General features: G+C 42.4%; 15 protein-coding genes. 7 read left to right on the forward strand and 8 right to left on the reverse strand.

Annotated elements, in window-relative coordinates:
* Positions 1–52: 52 nt before the first annotated feature.
* The gene (locus IJ00_RS22740) at positions 53–1399 is read right to left on the reverse strand and encodes a TldD/PmbA family protein (RefSeq protein WP_035157040.1); all 1347 of its coding nucleotides are present in this window, start codon (positions 1397–1399) and stop codon (positions 53–55) included.
* A 244-nt stretch (positions 1400–1643) separates the two neighbouring features.
* Positions 1644–3236, reverse strand: a complete 1593-nt coding sequence (locus IJ00_RS22745; protein WP_035157042.1) for a photosystem II high light acclimation radical SAM protein — start codon at positions 3234–3236, stop codon at positions 1644–1646.
* Positions 3237–3845: 609 nt separating this feature from the next.
* On the opposite strand from IJ00_RS22745, the gene IJ00_RS22750 reads away from it, so the two are divergent.
* The 3 genes from IJ00_RS22750 (at position 3846) to IJ00_RS22760 (ending at position 7113) form a co-directional block, all read left to right on the forward strand.
* Positions 3846–4241 (forward strand): DUF1830 domain-containing protein, encoded by a 396-nt coding sequence (locus IJ00_RS22750; RefSeq protein ID WP_035157044.1) that lies wholly within the window; start codon positions 3846–3848, stop codon positions 4239–4241.
* A gap of 305 nt (positions 4242–4546) precedes the next feature.
* A complete protein-coding gene (locus tag IJ00_RS22755) occupies positions 4547–5086 on the forward strand; it encodes a COP23 domain-containing protein (protein ID WP_035157046.1) in 540 nt (179 codons plus the stop codon).
* 110 nt (positions 5087–5196) lie between these two features.
* Positions 5197–7113, forward strand: a complete 1917-nt coding sequence (locus tag IJ00_RS22760; RefSeq protein WP_035157048.1) for a heavy metal translocating P-type ATPase — start codon at positions 5197–5199, stop codon at positions 7111–7113.
* 941 nt (positions 7114–8054) lie between these two features.
* Here the strand turns inward: IJ00_RS22760 and IJ00_RS22765 are convergent.
* From IJ00_RS22765 to IJ00_RS22775, 3 genes are all read right to left on the reverse strand, one after another.
* Positions 8055–9416 carry a (Fe-S)-binding protein gene (locus IJ00_RS22765; protein WP_035157050.1) on the reverse strand — a complete coding sequence of 454 codons (1362 nt, stop codon included), beginning with the start codon at positions 9414–9416 and terminating at the stop codon, positions 8055–8057.
* A 203-nt stretch (positions 9417–9619) separates the two neighbouring features.
* Positions 9620–10909 (reverse strand): FAD-binding oxidoreductase, encoded by a 1290-nt coding sequence (locus IJ00_RS22770; protein WP_035157052.1) that lies wholly within the window; start codon positions 10907–10909, stop codon positions 9620–9622.
* Positions 10910–10957: 48 nt separating this feature from the next.
* Positions 10958–12841: a GAF domain-containing sensor histidine kinase gene (locus tag IJ00_RS22775; protein ID WP_035157054.1), complete on the reverse strand. Its 1884-nt coding sequence runs from the start codon at positions 12839–12841 to the stop codon at positions 10958–10960.
* Between the two features lie 91 nt (positions 12842–12932).
* On the opposite strand from IJ00_RS22775, the gene cobN reads away from it, so the two are divergent.
* Together cobN and IJ00_RS22785 are read left to right on the forward strand one after the other, a co-directional pair.
* A complete protein-coding gene (gene cobN, locus IJ00_RS22780; RefSeq protein WP_035157055.1) occupies positions 12933–16661 on the forward strand; it encodes a cobaltochelatase subunit CobN in 3729 nt (1242 codons plus the stop codon).
* 18 nt (positions 16662–16679) lie between these two features.
* Positions 16680–17783 carry a peptidoglycan-binding protein gene (locus IJ00_RS22785; RefSeq protein WP_035157057.1) on the forward strand — a complete coding sequence of 368 codons (1104 nt, stop codon included), beginning with the start codon at positions 16680–16682 and terminating at the stop codon, positions 17781–17783.
* Between the two features lie 130 nt (positions 17784–17913).
* On the opposite strand, the gene IJ00_RS22790 is transcribed toward IJ00_RS22785, so the two are convergent.
* Positions 17914–18369 carry a Fur family transcriptional regulator gene (locus IJ00_RS22790; RefSeq protein WP_035157058.1) on the reverse strand — a complete coding sequence of 152 codons (456 nt, stop codon included), beginning with the start codon at positions 18367–18369 and terminating at the stop codon, positions 17914–17916.
* 529 nt (positions 18370–18898) lie between these two features.
* Positions 18899–20149, reverse strand: a complete 1251-nt coding sequence (sigC, locus tag IJ00_RS22795) for an RNA polymerase sigma factor SigC (protein WP_035157059.1) — start codon at positions 20147–20149, stop codon at positions 18899–18901.
* A gap of 554 nt (positions 20150–20703) precedes the next feature.
* On the opposite strand from sigC, the gene IJ00_RS22800 reads away from it, so the two are divergent.
* Positions 20704–20997 carry a DUF4090 family protein gene (locus IJ00_RS22800; protein WP_035157061.1) on the forward strand — a complete coding sequence of 98 codons (294 nt, stop codon included), beginning with the start codon at positions 20704–20706 and terminating at the stop codon, positions 20995–20997.
* A 141-nt stretch (positions 20998–21138) separates the two neighbouring features.
* On the opposite strand, the gene IJ00_RS22805 is transcribed toward IJ00_RS22800, so the two are convergent.
* Complete coding sequence (locus tag IJ00_RS22805; RefSeq protein ID WP_035157066.1) at positions 21139–21906, reverse strand: WecB/TagA/CpsF family glycosyltransferase; 768 nt, start codon at positions 21904–21906, stop codon at positions 21139–21141.
* A 311-nt stretch (positions 21907–22217) separates the two neighbouring features.
* Between IJ00_RS22805 and IJ00_RS22810 the strand changes: the two genes are divergently transcribed.
* A complete protein-coding gene (locus IJ00_RS22810; RefSeq protein WP_035157067.1) occupies positions 22218–22940 on the forward strand; it encodes a response regulator transcription factor in 723 nt (240 codons plus the stop codon).
* Positions 22941–22985 lie beyond the last annotated feature (45 nt).

A 22985-nucleotide genomic window follows, 5' to 3' on the forward strand; every position in this document is an offset into this window, starting at 1 on the left:
CTCCTGAAAAAGGAGGGTGAGGAAAATCCAGATGCTGTTCAACTGTATTGCCCTATAAAGTATAGGTAAAATCTTCGATTAACATTCCTGGAACCATACCACCACCTAGTTGACGTGCATCATAGGTTCCTACCTCTGGTACATATTCTTGAAAATTTGTCAAGGCTTGGAGATTTTCTCCCCAGAAGCGATAGAGACTTTCGTCGAAGCGTAAATTTTCAATGGGGGCGATGATTTCTCCCTTTTCTACCCAAAAACAGGCATAGCGAGTCATACCCGTAATTCTGCCAGTGGGGCGATCGCTCCAATTGAGATAATGCAAATTTGATACATATAAGCCCGTGTCTAAGCTAGATAAAATCGCCTCAGCAGCTAAATTACCCGGACTAATTTCAGGTGCGCGTAAGGATTCATACCCGTTAGCACTATTGGAGGTTTTGCCATATTCCTTAGCTGTACGGGAATTGACTAAACTATTCACCAAAATACCTTGCTCAATCAGGGGTATTTCCTGGGGTGCGACTTCCCCCCACTCATTAAAACGTGGTACTAAACCCCGTTGAAAGTTTTCCCGTAACTGAAAATGGGGAGAAAGCTGTTTTTCTTGTCGTGAAAGTGCAGCTAAAGCACTGTTACCCTGTTGAATATCTGCTTCACTTAGCCCACCCCAAGACAACATCATAGACAATTCGGCGATCGCTGCGGGAGCAAAATAGGTGCGGTAATTGCCCTTAGGAATATTTTTGACTGGTAGAGAAAGTAACTGTAATTGGGTTTTTGCATCTTGAATCTTGGCAATGTAGGCATTTTCATCCCAGCTACTACCAGCAAAAGTCCCCTTCACCGCTTGCCCGGAATTGGTAAAAATAGAATAATCGAGGGTAAAAGAATCCGTAGTAAACCAATGTTTTTGCCCCTGGGAATCCGCATAAGCACGAATCACCGAACCCCCAGCATAAATACCAGTGAAATCTAAATCAGAGACTAATTCTAAAATCCTAGGTACCACTTCCGCATCTGGTAACAAATTCCCCTGATTCACCTCTCGACTAGTATTATGTCCTGAGGGTGAAACTAAATAAGGATCAATCGGTAACTGGGGTAATTCTGCCCGTAATTCCTGTAAAGCTTGATACGCTTGTTGCCAATCTTCTGGCAAATTACCAGTAAAGGGAAACTGTCGGAAGCTGCTACGCTGATTATGTATCAAAGTCAGTTCTGCCCAACCATCTGCCACAATCCCAGTTTGTCGCACTTTGGCACGGTTGAAACGAGTAAATTGACTACGTTCACTATTTAACTTCAAAGTAAACTCTTCATCTCTGGTGATTTTCTCACAGAGGGATGTAGTCAATTGATTAAAGCTGACTTCTAAAGCAGATAGTTCCTCAAGTTTCATCGATATTTTTTAGATAATTTTATGTATTCATAATAGTAGAGACTTCCTGGTAGAAACTCTAACTAGCGGAAATTCTGATTTACAGAAAATCCCACTAGCAGAAATTCTGACTAGCAGAAAGTCTTATACCAATTGACAAGGATTTCCGGCTTTTAGTGAATTGCAATTACAAGATTTATGTCTATTGTCACACCAGACGAACCCACAGTTCTTGTAGAGACTTGCCACCGGAACATCTATCCACCTAAACCACACCCGCTAACTGTTTCGTCTTCACCTCAATCGGTGCAGTCAGTGCTTCTTCCAGCTGCGCACAACCCAATCTTTCTTCTAAGATATTCATAACTTCCCTACCGAAGTCATTCGGGTTACGTTGCCAAGCTAGTAAACAAACCTCACCGAAGAAAGAACCCAAAGGTTCCGGATTCCACAGCATTTTTTGTACAGTCCAAGGAGTCACGTTCATCGGATCATACCCTGGTTTGAGGATATTTTCTTTGAAGGCAAACTCTTCTAGGTGGGTATGGGGTTGTAAACCAATAAAGAAAATCGCGGGTTCTACCTTATCTGCACCGAAAATTCGCTCCAACTCCCGATGATAGGCTATGGTTTGGCGAATGGTTTCAGGACGCTCGTCAATTACATTAAAAGAATAATTCACAGAAACCAAATCATTAAAACCGGATGCTTTTAAGTCGCGGCAGTTTTGCAGTACAGTGCGGAGATTATAACCCATACGCATTTTCCGCACTAGTTCTTGAGAACCACTGGTGATACCGATTTCAAAATAATTCATACCGGTTTGCACCATCAAGTCACATAATTCTGGTGTCAGGTTATCAGCACGGATATATGCTGCCCAATTAATATCTGTCATCCCAGAATCGACGATTTTCTGAAGTAGTTCCACCGCATCATCCATAAATTTGCGTGCGGGGATAAACTGAGCATCGGTAAACCAGAAATTCCGCACACCGCGATCGTATAACTGCCGGATTTCTGCTACAACTTCATCAGCCGGATTGATGCGTACTTGCTTACCTTCGACAACCGTGTAAACACAGTAACAACAGTTATGGGGACAACCCCGTTTTGTCTGTACACCGATGTAAAAGTCAGTATCTTGCAGATAATAATTGAATTCTGACCAAATAGTTTCGATGTAGTCGTAGTTACAAGCAGTTTTCTCTAGGGGTGTGGGTTGTTCGTGGATTAAACGCTCCCTAGGTTGAGCTTCTCCGACGACATAACAACGCTCATCTCGAAAATCTTGCCCACTCAGGAATTTTGTCAACAGGGTTTCCCCTTCACCCACGGAAACAATTGTCCCCTGGGGTAAATTTTTAGCTAACTGCTCGTAGAAAACGCTGACAGCTCCACCACCCACGATGACGCGAGCTTGGGGATTGTAGCGTTGAGCGCGCTTAATACCACGCTTGAGTAAATTCATATTCCGCCAAAGTTCGCCGTAGTATCCCGATGCGATTTTTAGCAAACCCATCGCCCCTTTAATTTTCAACAAGGGGTTGCGAGAGTAGAAAAACTCAAAGGTATATTGTAATGGATTGCCACCACGTCCACCCACGGGAGCATATATTTGAATATCCCGCCAGGAATAAACTAATAGCGTCGGCTTAAATTCATCAATACATTTATCTAATGCCTGTGCATAATCAAGGGGGGGTACTGTTCCCAAGTCAAAAATTTTCTGCTCAATTTCTGGGAACTGTTTATGCACATGATCCGACAGGTAGACAACCCCAATGGGAAAGATGGGGTTACAAGGAAGGCGAACGTAAAGAATTCGATTTTCCATAATAGTTGTCTTGTTTGCCATCTGGTCTAACTTTAGGGTATGAGCAGGAAAAAAACCGCCGACAATTCATTTTTCTCAAGTGATGTATTGAGATAGCCAATAATTCATATAGTCAATTAATTGGGAAAATTTTCTCGATTTCCTTGACTAGGGAGATTTTGACTTATTTGCTGTAGAAGTACATGGTGTTTATAGATAATTAAATGATGAAAAGAGTTGACATTTCGTCGCGCTTATGAATAAAAAGTGAAGTTTTACCCATGAAAGGAATAAAAGCAGAAGCCATCAATAAATCTTAATAGCTGTGATCATCGGCTTCACGGCAGGGATATTAGGCTATAGCTTTAAGATAACATTACAGATTATTAATTTAACGGTTATTTCCTGTGGCTGAGAAACCGAGGAAAAAAATTACCCTTCCTTACTCACCAAGGATTTTCGGAAGTGACATAATACAAAAATGTATAAAAAAACCTTTATTTTACAAAAATTTTACATACTAGACATATCTTTAGATAGAAATGCTTGAGAAAAATGCAGTTGGTAGTCGGAGTTACAGCATATGGGGATCAGCCGGTGCTAGCGTGGCTGGTGTAAGATAAAATTGTGGCGTAAAGCTCCTCAGCAGTTATGGCTCAAATATTAGATTCCTTACCACCTGAGCAATCGGGAAAGATTCTCTGCTGCTACGTAAATGCCACGAGCAAAATACAGGTGGCTCGCATCTCGAATATTCCTAACTGGTACTTTGAAAGGGTTGTTTTCCCTGGACAAAGACTAGCTTTTGAAGCTCCGAGAGAAGCTCAATTAGAGATTCACACAGGTATGATGGCAAGTGCAATTTTGTCGGATCGAATTCCGTGCGATCGCCTAGCTATTAGCGAACCCAGTAGTGATGATTTAGATACAAGCTCCGACTACGTAGATGATCCTAGTAATAAGAAACAAATTGTGCAATCAATTAGTCCAAAAACCGGAGATACCACAAAACCATTAACAATTGCGAGTTTGGCATCCGTTGATTAAGAAAAATTTACACTTAGTAATTTTTAGGTTGCTGTCATCAGCAGCCTTTTTATTTTTTTAGGTAGTTCGTCACAGTCAAGAAGTGGAGATGAATTTTGATGAATTAGTGTGGGCAACGTTCGATATACAAATTTAATATGCAACATCGGATGGTGCGGATATTTTGCTTCCTCAAATCTGGAAGTGAGAAGCTCAGAGTACATCCGTGATTTTTTCTTGGCACTAGACTGGAATCGGAAATTTTGGCAACCTGTTGTGTATCTACATATATTTACTGCAAGAATAAAATTCTCTTACAGCTAGCTATGAACCAGTTCAAATCGTTGGTTTACGGATTCGTTACCGTGGGAATTACCTCTTTCAGCTTGTCTGCTGTCATCCTCTCAAACCCCGAAGCAAGTTGGGCAAATAGTACCAAGTTTAAATGCGAGAAGAAAGGTAAGAATGACTATATTACCTACGCAGTCAACACGGATGGTCGAAGAACACCAATGATACGCTGGAATAGTGACTATTTTTCTCCTGAATGGAAACCGGAAAAACGCTGTAGTGATGTTTCCCGCAGATTTCAGCGTGGCTACGATAACGGCACTCTCAGAACTATTATTACCGGAAAAATTAATGGATATCCGGTAGTTTGCGGAGTTCCTAGTACGAGTGATACTTGTAATCGAAATAATATGTTATTTACCCTGAAGCGGGGAGCTAATGCCAAGCAAGCAGTGGAAAAACTTTTAGATAGACGGGCTTTATCTGCGGGGAAAATTCAAAATCAAAGCAGCGATGATACTGAGATTCATCTAGATTTTGATATTTATCTCAACAACCTGTCTCCCGAACCCTAATTACAGTATTCCCCAATTCCTCAACTACTCGTCTTATCTCTAGGGAAAAGGGTTGACATTGACATTAATGTTAAGGTTTATCCTCAAGGAGTCGTGAATATCAGGCTCCTATGCTCTACCCTAAAGCTTTAAATCAGTTAATACAAACCCATTCCGATGTTTTTGCTGCTGTGGTGTGTGCTTTATTCCTGCTTCTGGGATGGTTAGCTTTACACTTGCAGTGGTTAGGAATAGCTTTACTCCTCCTACCTGTTGCTTATGTCATTGGTGGGTTTGCATCTGCAAGGGAGGGATTGACAACTCTCTGGGAGGAAAAAGAATTTGATGTGGATTTACTGATGATTGTCGCAGCTTTGGGGGCAGCAGGTTTGGGGTTGTGGCGACGGGAATATTATCTGATTGTTGATGGTGCGGTGTTAATTTTGATTTTTGCCATCAGTGGTGCTTTAGAAGGTGTGGCAATGCGTCGCACAGAAAAGAGTATCCGCAGTTTGATGAGTTTAACCCCAGATACGGCGCGGGTGTTACGTCAAGGAAAGGAAGAGGAAGTATTAATTAGCTCATTGCAAGTTGGGGAGGAAATTGTGGTAAAACCAGGGGAATTAATTCCCTGTGATGGGTTGATTTTGTCTGGTTTGAGTACCATCAATCAAGCGGCAATTACGGGGGAATCAACTCCCGTGGAAAAAACTGTCGGGGATGAAATCTATGCAGGTACGTTGAATGGTTACGGTGCTTTGAGGGTGAAACTACACCAACCACCGGAAAGTAGTTTAATTCAACGGGTGATTCGCTTAGTAGAGCAAGCACAGCAGGAAGCACCACCTTCCCAGGAATTTATGGAAAAGTTGGAGCGCAGCTATGCCAAGGTAATTATTATTACCGGAATTTTATTAGCTGTTGTACCACCTGTGCTGTGGCGAGGGGATTGGGAAGCGGCGATTTATCGGGCTTTAATTTTCTTAGTGGTGGCTTCTCCCTGTGCTTTGATGGCAGCAATTATGCCCACTTTGCTATCGGGAATTGCTAATGGGGCAAGGCAGGGGATTTTATTTAAAAATGGTTCTCAGTTGGAAAGGATGGGAAAAGTCAGGGCGATCGCCTTTGATAAAACTGGTACTCTGACTACTGGAAAACCGGAAGTTTATCAAGTCATTCCTGCTCCAGGATACGGTGAAATAGAAGTATTAAATTTGGCTGTATCTGTAGAGATTTTCTCGGAACATCCCATCGGTGAAGCGATCGCTCGTGAAGGGGAAAGATTATTAAATGTTCCCACAGCAAAGAATATTTACGCATTACCAGGGGAAGGGATTATGGGTAATGTGGATGGGCAATTAGTAATTGTGGGTAAGTTAGGTTTGATTCAGAATAAAATTTCCCAGATTGCCGATGAATTAAAGCTGACAAGTGAGAAATTAGAGAAATCTGGTAAAACCGTGGTTTGGGTTGCCTGTGGTCAAAATATTGTGGGGTTGATCGCGATCGCTGATAAAATTCGTCCAGAAGCTGCTATGGCGATCGCGCAATTGAAAAATTTGGGTATAGAAGAAATTGTCATGTTGACGGGGGATAATCGTGCTACTGCGGAAACCGTCGCCCAATCTCTCGGTATGACTCAAGTATATGCAGAGCTATTACCAGAGGATAAACTCAGTATTATCCGTAGGTTACAAGGGGAGTATGGCACTGTGGCAATGGTGGGAGATGGGATTAATGATGCTCCTGCCCTAGCTCAGGCATCGGTGGGTGTTGCCATGGGTATCAACGGTAGTGACGTGACTTTAGATACAGCAGATATTGTTTTGATGGCAGATAAGCTGGAGAAAATTGCCGTAGCAGTGAAATTAGGACGGCGATCGCAGTCTATTATCAAACAAAATATCATTTTTGCCCTAGGTTCCGTTGGTCTGCTGTTAATTGCTAACTTTGTCGCCAATTTAACTATGCCTCTAGGGGTAATTGGGCATGAAGGTTCTACTGTTTTGGTGACATTAAGTGGCTTAAGATTACTCAGACGAGGTTAGAAGAAATCTGGTTTCTACAAGTAATATCAAGTTCGGGTTAAGCTCGACTTTATCCATTTTTCAGAAACCCTAAATCCGAAGCTGAAACCATTACAAGACAATAGTTTGAGTTTTTGGAATTGAGCATAAATCTGTGACGTAGGAAAAGTATTTGCCAAAAAACAGGCTTTTTGCCGGATAAGGAAAGCTAAGTTCTTAATTTTGGATAAAGTCGAGTTAAGAGGGTGTTTGAAAAGTAGGGGATGTTGTAAAAAAACTCCCTCGGTATAAGTTGTGAATAGATAACAAACAGCACCGAAAGAGGGACATGAGTAAGGGAGCATCCCACTTTTGCATGTCATTGCGAGCGTAACGAAGTGGAGCGCGGCAATCCCATTGACTCGTTAATATTGAAGATTATGAGATTGCTTCGTCGTTCCTCCTCGCAATGACAATATTATTATTTTTATGCAAAATAAAAACTGGGATGCTCCCCATGAGCAAAGCATACCCCAGCAATCTGACCCGTGAGCAATATGAATTGATCAGTGACCTGATTCCAGAGACAAAACCCGGTGGACGTAATTGATGAATCATTTCCAGGTGATTATGATTCGGATATTACCAAAAATGTTGGATTTCTAAATAACATTATTAATCTGTTAAGAGCTGATTCGTAAACAAAACCTTAGAGGGTGTTTGAGAAGTCGGTAATTGAGTAAAAAAGCTCTTATCTATCTTGCCATGATCCGTATTATGGTCAGGCGATTAGCCTAATATTTTACCTCTAAAAACTTTTCAAACACCCTCTAAGGCTATTCATTATTATTTCTACGAGACAATAGTAATTATAGCCAGCAATAGAATCAGTGTTTTAGCTTATCCCGAACTCAGTTTAATCAATAAAACATGATATGAACGATAGTTTTCTCATGGGAAAAATTACTGCAAAAATCTATTTTTCAAAGAGGAAAATCAATTTTCTCTCCCCTAATGGCATAATCCAATAATTCCATCGGATGAATAACTGCAACATCCTTTCCTTGTAATTGTAAATGCTTGCGAATTTGTAAAGAGCATCCAGGATTGGCTGATGCAATTAAGGTTGCACCTGTATTTAATAAATTCTGGACTTTTTGCTGTCCCAATTCTTCGGCAATTTCCGGTTGCAACATATTATAAACTCCCGCACTGCCACAACATAGAGCCGCATCTAGAGGTTCTTTCAGAGTAATTCCAGGGATTTGTTTTAATAATTGTCGTGGTTGAACACTAATTTTTTGCCCATGTAATAAATGACAAGCATCTTGATAAACTAGGGTGAGGGGTTTATCCGTAATTGGTGATAATTGAGTTGTCAGACCAACCATTGCTAAAAACTCTTGAGCATCTTTGACTTTACTAACAAAATCCTCGGCTTTCTTGCGGTAGTTGGGATCATCTGCGAGGATATGACCATATTCTTTTAAAGTATGTCCACAACCCGCAGCATTGATAATAATATAGTCCACATTGGTGTCAGCAAAACTATCAATCATCTGTCTTGCTAAGGCTTTTGCTTGCTCAGTTTGTCCTTGGTGTTCTGGAAGTGCAGCACAACAACCTTGGGACTTAGGAATGACTACTTCACAACCATTTGCTGTGAGTACACGAACTGTTGCTTCATTGACTGGGGAGAAAAATAAACGCTGTACACACCCAAGAATTACCCCGACACGATAGCGTTTTTTGCCTTTTGCGGAAATTTCGTCTGGTAAATTATTTTGGAAAGATTGAGGTGTAATTTCTGGGAGAATTGACTCCATTGCTGCGAGACGGGGAGAGATTTTTTTTAATAAACCTGTGGCTTGAAAAAAGCGGGGAAATCCTAATTTTTGGTAGATAAATAGGGGGACAAGGAAGAGTCTTAAAAGGTCTGGATTGGGAAATAAATTAAAAATTAGTAGACGAATTAATTTATCAGACAAAGTCCGTTCATAGTTGCGTTCTACTTGGTGGCGGGTGGCAGAAATTAGCTTGTCATATTGCACACCAGAGGGACAAGTAGTTACACAAGCAAGGCAACCTAAGCAGGAATCAAAGTGCTGAACTGTGGCTGTATTTAAGGCAATTTCTCCCTGGTTAATGGCATCCATTAAATAAATTCTGCCACGGGGAGAGTCCATTTCTTTACCTAGGACTCGATAGCTGGGACAAGTGGAAAGACAAAACCCACAATGGACACAGGAATCGATTAATTTAGGCTCTGGTGGGTGGTTGCTATCAAAACCTTTGAGGTTTTTAATATTGGCTGTTGTCTCGTTGGCATTTTTTAAAACATCCATCTCGATTCCCCTATTTGTGTCTCTGCGTGATGAAGATAAGCAATATGTCGTCAGCAAAATTATGACATGGTGATTTTCATGATAATCCTGTGTATAAAAAATAATTTTTAACTAGCTAAAACTAACACAAATTCCGTATATTGTTGGCAAGTTGTTCAGAGTAAATAGTTAAAAGAGAGAATATAAATCATGGTTTATAAAACTTATATTCCTCCCACAAATCTGCCAGGGCTGAAAATATTTTGGCTGTCAAACTGTTGCTTAATTAGTTGCATAAGCTGTAATCCATTGCCAGCATAACCCCAGACATCAAGTTTTTGTTTGACTGCGACTGGTGCAGATAAAATCGAGAGAAAACCTTGATTTTGTTCACAGAGCGATCGCCATTTTGAAATTTCCCTGACTGCGTCATTTCCCCGCACCCGCAACACACCTAAACCACTGGCAATATGAACCACTCCTAAATCTACTTGGGTAAGTATTTCTATTGCTGCACTGGGTAATATCCCTATTTTGCAGGTAATTGGGGAGTCATCACCGACACCATGAATTGATTCTCGTAATCCTTGCCATAGTTTTTCTTCCTCTGCATCCCGATAAATAGTTCCTTGCAAACCAAGTTTTTCTCCTAGCTGTAATACCTGGTTTCCTTGCTCCTCAACACTTTCAGGGATACTTTGAAATCTGGTGACTAGGGCGATCGCCCCATCTTGCATAATCATATCTGCCTGGGTCGGTGTTAAGGCAGAATTCCTGAGAGTTGCTGCGGTTTGGGATATTGCTGATGGGGTTCCGGTTAACATCACTGTCAAGGATGCAGGCAACTTGGGGTAAACACGAAATGTTACCTGTGTCAATACTCCTAAAGTACCATAGGAGCCAGTAAATAATTTCATTAAGTCATACCCGGCAACATTTTTGACTACCCTACCACCAGCTTTTGCGACTTCTCCATCACTGCGAATAAAAGTAATACCAAGTAGCTGATCGCGAACACTACCATAACGTTGCCGCCAAGAACCAGTATCTGCGGTGGCAATGATACCGCCAATGGTGGCAGATTCGGGGTAAATTGGGTCAATTGCTAGAAATTGCTGCTTCTGGGCTAAAATTTGCTGTAAATCGGCGAATTTCATCCCAGCTTCTACGGTAATAGTTAAATCACCGACAGCGTGATCAACTAGTTGGTTGAGTCTAGCTGTACTGAGAATAATATCCGCACTTTTCGCCAAGCCGCCCCAGGATAATTTACTCTGATGACCACAGGGTAAAATGCTCCATTGATTTTTGTGAGCTAGGGTGACAATTTCCGCCAGTTGGGACGCTGTTTGAGGATAAACTAAGCAACTGGGAATAATTCCGGGAGTTAAAGCTAAGGATAGGGGTGGTGCTTCCCAGGGAATATTGTCCCTTGTAATCACGCTTTCAGGATTGAGAATGGATGCACAAGCAGTGAAAATCTCTTGATATTTGTTGGTAGATACTGATTTCATTTTGAATACTTCGACAGGCTCAGTACAAGTTTTGCATTTTGAATTGATTCATTCCCCAGTCAAGACAGGATTTGGTTGCATTGGTATCCAAACCGTAAAAATAGAACCAACATCTACCGTAGATTCCACATCTATACGACCACGGTGTAGTTCGACTAATTGTTTAGTTAGGGCTAAACCTAGTCCTGTACCTTCATAGCGACGACGGTAAGGTGTGTCGAGCTGATGAAACTTTTCAAACAGTTCTGATAGTTGGTCTTCAGGGATACCAATACCTGTATCCTCAACTTGAAAGACTGCACATTCATCCTCTATCCACACCCGTAATGTCACACTACCACCTTGGGGGGTAAATTTAATCGCGTTGCTCAGGAGGTTCCAGAGGATTTGTTCCACTCTTCTCACATCCGCAGTAAAGCGATCGCCCTCTGGTAAAATCTGTAAATCAATTTTTAAATTTACTTGGGTACGTTCCGCAGCAGCTGTCAACTCTTGGATAACCCTGTGAACAATATCAGTCAGGGAAAAATCTGTAATATTTAGCACTGCTTTCCCTGCTTCAATTTGCGACAGTTCCAGGATGTCATGAATCATTTCCAGGAGGTGTTCCCCACTGTCGTGGATACGCTGCAAATAATCTCGCTGTCGGGGGGTTAGCTCTCCAAAAGACCAACGCAGTAATGTAGAAGACATCCCAATTACGTGGGTTAACGGAGTTAATAATTCATGGCTAATTGTGGCTAAGAACTCACTACGTACACGACTGGCGGCTTCTGCTGCCACCAAAGCATCATGTAATGCCATGGTTCTTTCGACTACACGTTCTTCTAGGGTTTGTTTTTCCTGGGTGAGCGATCGCATTAATTCTGCTTGGTGAATGGCGATCGCCAATTGTTCAGCAACGGAGGTGAGTAAACTTTTTTCACTTTCTGTCCAATTCCGGGGAATCTCACATTGGTGAGCAATTAATAATCCCCAGAGTTTATCTTCAAAGACAATGGGTGCTGCTAACTTGGAGCGAATTTTGCTAGTGCGAAAAAAATCTAGGAGACAGGATTCCAAAGCATAGGTTTTTTCAATATCATCCACAGCTAGAGTAAAACCATGACGATATTTTTCCCAAGATTTATTTGTGGGAGTAAAACAATTTTCTTCTCGATGATGTAAGACTGAGGGTATATTTTGGTGTGCCAAAACCTCGTAGACAATACAAGCTATATAGTTAGATAATGAAGGGTTGTCGCTATTAGACTCGGCAAATTTATAAATGACGATGCGATCGACTTCCAGAAAGTTTCGTACCTGCTCGACAGAGGTTGTCATAATCACAGACAAATCCATACTTTTACGAATTTGTGTCGTGACTTGATTTAAAAGTCTTTCCTGATCAATTTGTTTTTTTAATGCTGCTTCTACAGGTTGACAAACTGAATAATCGACATAGGCGGTATCAGAGGCTGTAGAGTGGGAATTAATCAGGGGGCAAAGACAATGGAATAGCCTCAGGGAAAATTCCGTTTGTAAATTGACATCATTTTGCTGAATTTTTGCCAGATAAACTGCCAGTGTTTCATGGGTAGAGGAATTTGCTGGAAATAAATCACCCAATTCTGTCAAAAAACTGGCGATCGCCTGGGAGTCAAAAGTCAAATCTACCAGTAGCAAACCCTCTGGGGGGAAAAACGGCAATAAATCAGAGGATTCGATTTGGGATTTACCCACCAACAACCCACTAAACCGGGAAGAAGCAATCAGAATAAATTTCTGCGATAACCATTTTTTTGGTACATTAACTCGTGCTAGAACAGCTTCTGTAATTACCAAAGACTCATTACCTACTGTTTGAGCCATCTGCTGCCATAATTCAACAAGTCGTTGAAAAGCATTTAAAGATAATTTTTGCGAAAAGCCCAAATCAGGAGGATTAAGCATTGTTCAAGGTTTTGTGAGAAAAGCTGGAGCTATGACTCAAAGTGTTTTATATCTCGACTCACCAACTCTTTTTAGATGGTAATACAGGATTATGCATCGTATTAGTACGTCACCTGGAGGATGGGAACCTCAATCAGGAGGCATATTTTTCTTAGAACAAACTCCAGCCCCCTTAGTGTTTCTAACTGCCGCTGACACAGATATTCAAGCATTAGCAGCAGCGGTTCCTTGTCTCTCCCCAACATTTCCCCAACTGCGAGTTGCTAACCTTTTAAATTTGCAACAATCCATAAGTATAGATACTTATGCCGAGCAAACTTTGGAATTTACCCAGGTAATTATCCTCCGCTTATTGGGGGGAGTTTCCTACTGGAGTTATGGATTAGAAGTCGTTCAGGAAATCGTGCAACGTCGGGATATAAATTTAATTGTAATGCCAGGAGATGACGTACTCGATCCTGAATTAATTTCTCGTTCTACCTTACCTATTGCTATTGTTAACCAAATTTGGCGCTATTTTAACGAAGGAGGGGTAGAAAATTTCACCCACGGCTTGGAATTTATTAGCGATCGCTGTCTAGCTACAGCATACAACCCCCCAGCACCCCAGAGAATTCCCCGTGTTGGAATATATGAGTGGTTGGGGGATAAATCCAGGGAGACTTTCCCATCAGCTATTCCGAAATGCGCCATTCTCTTTTACCGCTCCCACTATCTGGCTGGTAACACTAAAGTTATTGATAGTCTGTGTCAAGCTTTAGCTAGGAAGGGCTTAGAGCCTGTGCCAGTTTATGTTTCGTCACTGCGCGAACCGGATATTCAAGATGAATTAATTGCATTATTTCAACCCAAAGACTCAGAAGCGATTTCCCTGTTACTGAATACAACGAGTTTTTCCCTAGCTCGGTTGGATAGCGAGACACCACAGTTGGAATTATGGGAGCAACTGAATGTACCTGTGTTGCAGGTGATTCTCTGTGGAGGGGGTTTAGAACAGTGGCGATCGCAAGGAATTTCACCCCGTGATGTTGCCATGAATGTGGCTCTGCCAGAAGTCGATGGTAGAATCATCAGCCGTGCAGTCTCTTTCAAAGCGGTAAAAGCTCGTAATCAACACCTGGAAACCGATGTTGTTGTTTATGAACCCGTGAGCGATCGCATCGAATTTGTCGCCCAACTTGCTAAAAATTGGATATGTCTGCGCCATAAACCGCCCCAAGCTAGACGTATCGCCATGATTTTGGCAAATTACCCCACCCGCAACGGACGTTTAGGTAATGGTGTTGGTTTAGACACTCCAGCTAGCTGTATTGAAATCCTCAAAGCTTTACAGACAGAGGGATATGATGTTACAGATATTCCCCATACTGGTGATGAATTAATTGATATACTGACCCAAGGTATCACCAACGACCCGGAAAGCAAAGAATTTCGCCCCGTATTGCAAAGTTTAGACGCTGCCACCTATTGGCAATATTTTAATTCTCTCCCAGAGCCTGTCCAAGCAGGTATCAATCAGAGGTGGGCAAACTATCAAAATACTATTTCTCCGGATTCCTTTGCCATTTCTGGCATCCAACTGGGGAATATTTTTGTGGGAATTCAACCCTCGCGGGGCTATGATATTGACCCTAGTTTGAATTACCATGCGCCAGATTTAGAACCTACCCATGAATATTTAGCCTTTTATTACTGGGTAAGGGAATGCTTTGCAGCAGATGCGGTGATTCATGTTGGCAAACACGGTAATTTGGAATGGTTGCCAGGAAAAAGTGTGGCTCTCTCAGAAACCTGCTACCCGGAAGTTGCTTTCGGTGCATTACCCCATCTCTATCCTTTCATTGTTAACGACCCTGGGGAAGGTTCCCAAGCCAAACGTCGCGCTCAAGCAGTCATTATCGACCATTTGACACCACCCCTAACCCGTGCCGAGCTTTACAATTCCCTGCAAGACCTGGAAAATTTAATTGACGAGTACTACGAAGCCGAAAGTTTAGATCCCTCTCGATTACCAGCCATTAGCGATCGCCTCCAAACTCTGATTGCCCAAGAAAACCTCTATCAGGAATTAGGAATTCACAATCAAGAATTGCCCCTGAACCAATTAGATGGTTATCTCTGCGAACTCAAGGAAGCTCAAATTCGTGATGGTTTGCACATATTTGGTAAATGTCCCCAAGATAGGCAACTGCGGGATTTAATCGTGGCGATCGCTCGTCAATCCAACCCGCACCAAATTGGTATTACCAAGGCGATCGCCCAATATTTTGGCTTAGATTTTGACCCCCTCACCGCCGACTTTGCCACCTCCATCTCTGCAAAAAGTCAAGAAATCCTCACAAAAATCTCCCCCTGCCGTACCCTCGGCGATGCCATAGAAATCCTAGAAAATCACGCCGCCCACCTGGTTGAGCAACTTCTCACCCCTTCCCCTCCTTCCTTTCCTCCCTCCCCCCTCCAAGACTCCCTCACCTGGATTCAGAACCGCCTGATTCCTGCCCTCCAAGGAACCGACCAGGAAATTACTAACCTCCTGCGGGGATTAGCCGGGGGATACGTTCCCAGCGCTCCCGCCGGTGCGCCCACCAGAGGTCGTCCAGAAGTTTTACCAACAGGGAAAAATTTTTACTCCGTAGATATCCGTGCTTTACCCACGGAAACAGCTTGGGATGTGGGCAGAAAGGCAGCAGAAGCAGTAATTGAATGTTATACCCAAGAGCAGGGAGAGTATCCTAAAACGCTTTCACTTTCCGTTTGGGGAACCTCCACCATGCGGACTGGGGGGGATGACATTGCTGAAGCCCTGGCTTTAATTGGTGTGCAACCTGTGTGGGATGGTGTGGCGCGGCGAGTTGTGGATTTTGACATTTTACCCCTGTCCTATCTTGGTCGCCCCCGCGTCGATGTCACCCTGCGTATTTCCGGGTTTTTCCGCGATGCTTTCCCCAACTTGATAGATTTATTTGACCAAGCAGTGGCAGCAGTGGCAGCCCTCGACGAACCACCGGAACAAAACCCCCTCGCTGCCCAGGTACAGGAAGAAGAGAAATTTTGGATACAACAAGGTATCAGTACAAAAGAAGCCGCAGCGCGATCGCGATACCGGGTATTTGGCTCCAAACCCGGAGCCTACGGAGCCGGACTGCAAGGTATAATTGAATCCCAAAATTGGCAAGATGACCAAGACCTTGCCCGCGCCTATCTGAACTGGAGTTCCTACGCCTACAGTGGCAAAGGGGAAGCCCATTCTGCCCCGGAAGCTTTTAACCAACGTCTTAGTACCATGCAAATCGTCCTACAAAACCAGGACAACCGTGAGCATGATTTACTCGATTCCGATGATTATTACCAATTCCAAGGGGGACTCACCGCCGCTATCCGCTCCCTGCAAGGTCAAAATCCCCAAACCTATTTTGGTGATAATTCCCTTACCACCCAACCCAAAGTCCGCCAACTCTCCGCCGAAATCGCCCGCGTCTATCGTTCCCGTGTCATAAATCCCAAATGGATTGCTGGAGTCATGCGCCACGGCTACAAAGGAGCCTTTGAAATGTCAGCAACCGTTGACTTTCTCTTTGCCTATGATGCTACAGTCCAATGTGTACCAGACTATATGTATCAAGGTGTGGCAGAGGCGTATCTTTTTGACCCCGCAGTTTGTGAATTTATGCAAAAGAAAAATCCCTACGCCTTGCGTGATATTGCTGAGAGATTGCTCGAAGCTTGTCAGCGCGGTTTATGGCAGAATGTCAATATACAAACAACCGAAAATTTGCGAAACTTAGTACATCAAGCGGAAGCTGATATTGAAGAAAAGTAAGTGGTTTAATACAGACTTATGGAAAGCCTTGCGTACTTTTACGTAGCCTTCGCCGACGTTCCCGTTGACGTAGCGCCCTGGACGATGGAACTCCCATCTAGTCCTTCCCTCAGTACCCCAGACTGGCGTAAGTTGTCCAGTCGAGCTTGGGGATATATGTTGCCCCTAGCTTTGACTTTATCTCTGCTCACCGTTGTAAATACTGCCTTTGCCTTGGAGCGTGGTGATCAAGGACCCTCGGTAAGTAAATTACAACGCCAATTAAAAAATGCTGGATTTTATCAAGCTCAGATTACAAAAGTCTTTGATTTATCCACGGAAGAAGCTGTAAAACGGTTCCAGAAATCTGCTGGCTTAGAAGTCAACGGTGTTGCTAATAATACGACTTTGGATAAGTTAGCTCGCTGGCGCTCAGGTTCTACCATAGTATCTACTAAACAATCTTCCCAGTCAGCTGCTGATAATTTTAATACTGTCGCGAATAAGCGCCGTCATCCTAGTATGATGAAGCGTGGTGACGAGGGTGAAGATGTCCGTACCATCCAAGAAAGGTTGAGAGTCGCTGGTTTTTATTACGGTCGTTCCACAGGTATATTTGGTCCAATTACTGAAGAATCTGTGAAACGTTTTCAACAAGCATATAATTTACCAGTAGATGGAATTGTGGGACCTCGAACGGTGGCTAAGTTACCTCCAGTCGGTGTCGGATATGGTGATGAAACTCCCAGTGTTACTAAAGATAAAGATAAACTGCGATTGGGCGATCGCGGCGAACCTGTGAGATTGCTGCAACAACAGTTAATCCAAGCGGGATACCTGACTGGTGAACCCAATGGTTACTACGGTCCCCACACTGCTGATGCAATTCGTCGCTTCCAAGCAGACAACTATTTAGCTGCCAGTGGAGTTGCTGGACCAACAACCAGAGCCAAACTACACAGTGCGGTTGCTTCTTCCCAAAGTGACTTTGATGTTCTCGAAATTCAACGACGACTCAAAGAAAGAGGTTTCTACAAAGGACCCCTCAACGGATTGATGGCAGAAGATACCAGACAAGCAATCCGACAAGCACAGCAATTTTACGGTATTAGTCCCAAAGACTTGAAAAGCGGTACTTTTTAGCAATCAATACACAGAGATATTTACCAGAGGAGAGAAACGGTAGCTCAAGACTACCGCTCCTCTTGTGTTATTTGGTTTTTCAACTAGCTTTCCACCCTCCTTTTTCACTAGCCATGGCAATGCTAATTACTTAGAGTGGCATTAATGCTCTTTGACATTTAGGACAAACAGCATGGATTGTCATTTGACAATCTAAAAGGTGAAATCCCTCTTTCTGAGCTGTTTTCATACCCATTTTTAAAATCGAATCATTTTTAAACTCGATTGTGGCATTACAACGCACGCAAATCAAATGATGGTGATGATGGGGATGGGGCTGGTTTAATTCATAATGTTTGTGACCTTCCCCTAACTCTAGTTCCCGTAAAATTCCCATCCGTGCCATCAACTTTAAAGTGCGATAAATAGTTGATAGACTAATCCCTTCACCTTCAGTCTCTAATCTGTGATACAAATCTTCTGCACTTAAATGCTCCCCTTGCGGTAATTCCTGGAAAATGTGTAGAATTATTTCGCGTTGGGGGGTCAAGCGCCAACCACGCTCGTTGAGTTCTGCTTTCAATGAACTAGCCGTATAAGCTGTCATATCTAATCAACTTTCTCAATAAACTCTCTGAGCTGAGAATATAGCAAAAGTTTCGTACCATTTGCAATAAATAATAGTTATTGCGAAATATTATTAATTTGTTAGCTATAGTTTTTAGCATTATCTGATGATGTCGGCAAAAGATTTCATCTGATCTCAGATTTTAAGAGGAGTTACAGAGGAAGAAAAACTCTTGCATTCCCAAAAATCAGTGCTTTCTGAAGAAAGTTACTTCAGGTATTGTCATCACTGATTTTTCTCGAGACAAAAGCTGTGTGGATGATGCTTATCTGAGCATGATTCACGCCCTTAATTTTTAGTCATTGTAGTCACAAAATCTATCAGTGCTGTGCTTAGTCAGCACCAAATAATTGCTAAAAAATAGCAGAAATCAAAACATAGATAAAAATCTATTAATATCATAGATTTTATCAACAAAAATCCCCTGGTTTTTCCAAAATTAAATCCCTAAATTCTCCAAGAATTCAGGGACGTGGCAGGGTTGCTATTTTCTTGGCTTCAGAAAAAACTAACTGAGGGATTCCAAATAGTCACGAATTAGGTTGCGTCGCTTGGGTTGACGTAGTTTTTGTAAAGCTTTGGATTCGATTTGTCTAACTCTTTCCCGTGATAGATCCAAAGCGCGTCCAATTTCTGCTAGGGAGTAGGGATGACCGTCAGCCAAACCAAAGCGCATCAAAATCACATCTCTTTCCCGACTAGTTAAGTCAGCTAACAGATGTTGTAAATCTCTTTGCAGGGATTCCCGCATCAACATATCTTCTGGTGTTACACCATCGGTTTCTAGGAGTTCACCGAGTTCTGTGTCTTTATCTTTACCTACTTTTGTTTCGAGAGATACGGAGCGAGGCACACGCAACAAGACTTCCCGCACTTGGGCAGGTGTCATTTCTAATTCCACAGCTAAATCTTCCAGGGTAGGAGTCCGACCCTTTTCTTGGGCGATTTTGCGTTGAGCTTTCTTAATTTTGTTGAGTTTCTCGGTGATGTGGACAGGGAGACGAATGGTGCGACTAGAGGTAGCGATCGCCCGTGTAATCCCCTGACGAATCCACCAGTAAGCATAGGTACTAAAGCGATAACCCTTGGTGGGGTCAAATTTTTCCACAGCTCGCTCTAAACCCAGGGTACCTTCCTGGACAAGATCTAATAATTCTAAACCGCGATTTTGATATTTTTTGGCAACGGATACTACCAAACGCAGGTTAGCCTTAATCATGTGTTCCTTAGCTTGGAGTCCATCGCTTTGGATTTTCTCCAATTCTTCCACAGTGATTTTGGCAGTTTCCGCCCAGCGTCGCTTACCTTTACTTAATAGCTGCTTGAGTTCAAAGACATCCATGCCAGCAGTTCTTGCCCAGCGCTCTAAGGAAGGACGATGTCCTAACTCTGATGCCAAGCGCTCTTGGGCTTCAATAACTCGCAGATAGGGGGTAATAATTTCATCTCCCTGCTTGGCTGCATTTGCAAGTACATGACGCATTTTCAGGTGGCGTTGTACTTTTTGAGCTTCGGAAACTTCCTCATCCCTACCCAATAAACGTACCCGACCAATTTCTTGCAGGTACAAGCGCACTAAATCTGTGCTACGACGGTTAGGACTGGGAGCGAAGTTCGCAGGATCATTGACAGCCATCTCCAATTCTTCCAATGTTTCCGCAGACAAGTCTGGTTCTTCAACGTTCATGTCTGGTTCAAACATCTGATTGGGTTGTTGGGGGTTGTAGGCGGCATCTGCGTAAAAAGATGTTGCTGGCATAAGGTCTTGTCTCAATGGCTCCAGGTAACAGCTAATCAACTGTTGCTATAGTTCCCGTGTTTTACGCAGAACTAACATAATTTGAAAAAAATCAGTATAAGTGTTTTTTATTACACTCATTCTCTTGCCATTGTTTATTCTACGTTAATTAGGTAAATAAACTGCTGTACAAGAGTCAGATAAGATTTTGAGAACTCTGGTTTGCAATCAAATTTTTTGAACACGGAAGATATTGACCGTGACTTTTATTACGTGTTATAAAAAAGTTAAACTGGAAACCATGTTTTTCAAAATATGGTTATCTATACATAGCTATTTCGGTAGTTTCCTGAAGATTTATCAAGAATAAGTCAGGAGATTTTGTTATTTGCTGTTGGAAAACTTGAGATTTTGGTTTCGGGTTCAGAAATGTCTTTAGTCGCTTCAGGAAAAGTTATCCTCAATTCTGAAGTCTATGGTTTTATTTTGGTATTTCCAGGGAAAGGCGATCTTGATGTTCATCAGTGGCTCACCACTTGGTAAAATGCAGCATTGATAATACTACTGACATCACCATGACTGATATCAATCAAGAGACTAAAGGTGCTGATGCGATTGATCAGGCGATCGCCCAGGGGATAGATTTTGATGGTACGCCTATACCATCGGAGAAACTGGAACTATATCACAAGGTCATGGGATTGGAGGCAAATAGACAACGGAGCGGTGTTTCAAACACTATGCGATCGCGGATTGTCAGAATTGGAGCTAAACATATTCCCCAAGGTGAACTAGACCAAATGTTGGCAAGTGCTGGCTTTGCACCTTTAAAAGAGAAGGAAATCGCTTTCTTTTACGGTGGTAAGTAGAAAGTTGCAATTTCAAAGCTGAACCTGAATAGGTTTGAGTCGTTGAAGAGATAACATCATTATCAAAAGTGCTGAGTATACAGCAAGACATCTTACCCATTACTCAGCACTTAATATTTTTAGTCGTATTAATGCTAGGAACTAGGGAGAACCTTGGGTAACTATATCTTTAACCGTTAAGCCATAAATCAGAGACTTGAGAGCAAATTTTGGTAAAGCCAACATTCTGCGCCAACGCCAAGGCTCTCTATATAATCTGTATAACCATTCCAAATTATTGTCTCCCAACCAGGAAGGGGCACGAGTTTTAGAACCCGACCAAATATCAAAACTGCCACCGACTCCAACCCAGATAGCATTAGGACATAAATGACGGTTGCGAGCAATCCATAACTCTTGACGTGGCACACCTAAACCTACAAAAATCACCTGTGGTTGAATTTTGGCGAGATTTTGCAGTAATGCTTGTTCTTCCTCTGGAGTATGAAAACCAGAATGAGTACCAGCTATGGTTAAATTTGGTAGTTGGGTTTGCCAAAACCGTGCGGCTTCGGCTGCAACTCCCGGCGCTCCACCATAGAAGAAGACTGGATAATTATTATCGTTTGTTGCTAAGTTTTGCAGAAGATTTTCTGCTAATTCAATACCTGGACTACGTTCTACTTTTCGCTGACGCAACCAACGCAAGTATAAAACGACTCCGGCACCATCAGGAATCACCAGGTCTGCATTTTGAATAATTTCGGCAAGGCAATGGTCTTGCTCTGCCTGCATAGTCATTTCAGCATTCAAAGTCACCACATGAGCGCCAACACCTTGTTGTAAACGCTCTAGTAGCCAATTAGGGTAGTTAGTCATGACGTGTATTGGCAGCCCTAAGACTGAAAATACTTCCGGCGATTTAGACATACCGATTATTTCTTGCCTCACACCAAGTCTATCGAACGATAGTTTATCAAATTTATTTTACAGACGGCTGATAGATACTTCTGTTTTTGTGGTTTATTTCCGGAAAATATTGCTGCTGGTGTCAGTAACGGGGATTAATGAAATTATGGGAATATTTAATTAATGCCTTTTGCTGAGTGTTGAGGAAATAACTATGGACTATCAGGATGATTTTGATTACTTATTATTTGCTAAGATACCTGAAAACTGAATATTTCCAGGCGTTTTAGTAAACTCTATTTTACAGTTATTGTGGCGGGCAAAAATCAATCATGAGTAAAATTCGTGTGGTTTTGATTGAAGATCATGACCTGACCCGTGTGGGTATTCGTACAGCTCTCCAGCAAAGGGAGGAAATAGAGGTAATTGGAGAAGCTGCGAATGCTAGTGATGGGATGAAATTGCTAAAAAACAACCTACCAGACATTGCGATTATAGATATTGGCTTACCAGATAAGGATGGAATTGAGTTAACTAGAGAGATAAAATCTGCAACTACGGAAGAGTCGGGAATTAAAGTGCTGATTTTAACCCTACGAGATAATAAAGAGGCAGTACTCGCTGCTTTTGCTGCTGGGGCTGATTCTTATTGTATGAAAGATATTAAATTTGATAATTTACTTGAGGCTGTACGTGTCACCCATAATGGCAATGCTTGGATCGATCCGGCGATCGCCCGCATTGTCTTACAACAAGCACAACAAAATCCAGCGAAACCAGATACTACTTCCAACCCTGAAGTCAAAACTCCTGCTACCACCAGTATTGATAGCTTGCATAGCGAGGAAATTATTGACCCCTACACCTTGACAGAAAGGGAATTAGAAGTCTTACAACTGATTGTAGAAGGTTGTAGTAATGCTGTGATTGCCGAAAGACTTTACATCACCGTTGGTACAGTCAAGACTCATGTACGTAATATTTTAAACAAACTCTGTGCTGATGACCGCACCCAGGCAGCTGTTCGTGCTTTACGTTCTGGGTTGGTAGGGTAATTAGAATATTGGGCAAATGGGTAGGAATCCCCAGGAGGGGAATAT

Source organism: Calothrix sp. 336/3, assembly GCF_000734895.2.
Taxonomy (GTDB): Bacteria; Cyanobacteriota; Cyanobacteriia; order Cyanobacteriales; family Nostocaceae; genus 336-3.

Coding starts and splice junctions, on each gene's coding strand:
- IJ00_RS22790 (WP_035157058.1), bottom strand. CDS start 18,369: ATGACAGCTTATACGGCTAGTTCATTGAAAGCAGAACTCAACGAGCGT.
- cobN (WP_035157055.1), top strand. CDS start 12,933: ATGCATCGTATTAGTACGTCACCTGGAGGATGGGAACCTCAATCAGGA.
- IJ00_RS22805 (WP_035157066.1), bottom strand. CDS start 21,906: ATGTCTAAATCGCCGGAAGTATTTTCAGTCTTAGGGCTGCCAATACAC.
- IJ00_RS22765 (WP_035157050.1), bottom strand. CDS start 9,416: ATGGATGTTTTAAAAAATGCCAACGAGACAACAGCCAATATTAAAAAC.
- IJ00_RS22755 (WP_035157046.1), top strand. CDS start 4,547: ATGAACCAGTTCAAATCGTTGGTTTACGGATTCGTTACCGTGGGAATT.
- IJ00_RS22770 (WP_035157052.1), bottom strand. CDS start 10,909: ATGAAATCAGTATCTACCAACAAATATCAAGAGATTTTCACTGCTTGT.
- IJ00_RS22745 (WP_035157042.1), bottom strand. CDS start 3,236: ATGGCAAACAAGACAACTATTATGGAAAATCGAATTCTTTACGTTCGC.
- sigC (WP_035157059.1), bottom strand. CDS start 20,149: ATGCCAGCAACATCTTTTTACGCAGATGCCGCCTACAACCCCCAACAA.
- IJ00_RS22785 (WP_035157057.1), top strand. CDS start 16,680: ATGGAAAGCCTTGCGTACTTTTACGTAGCCTTCGCCGACGTTCCCGTT.
- IJ00_RS22740 (WP_035157040.1), bottom strand. CDS start 1,399: ATGAAACTTGAGGAACTATCTGCTTTAGAAGTCAGCTTTAATCAATTG.
- IJ00_RS22750 (WP_035157044.1), top strand. CDS start 3,846: ATGGCTCAAATATTAGATTCCTTACCACCTGAGCAATCGGGAAAGATT.
- IJ00_RS22760 (WP_035157048.1), top strand. CDS start 5,197: ATGCTCTACCCTAAAGCTTTAAATCAGTTAATACAAACCCATTCCGAT.
- IJ00_RS22810 (WP_035157067.1), top strand. CDS start 22,218: ATGAGTAAAATTCGTGTGGTTTTGATTGAAGATCATGACCTGACCCGT.
- IJ00_RS22800 (WP_035157061.1), top strand. CDS start 20,704: ATGACTGATATCAATCAAGAGACTAAAGGTGCTGATGCGATTGATCAG.
- IJ00_RS22775 (WP_035157054.1), bottom strand. CDS start 12,841: ATGCTTAATCCTCCTGATTTGGGCTTTTCGCAAAAATTATCTTTAAAT.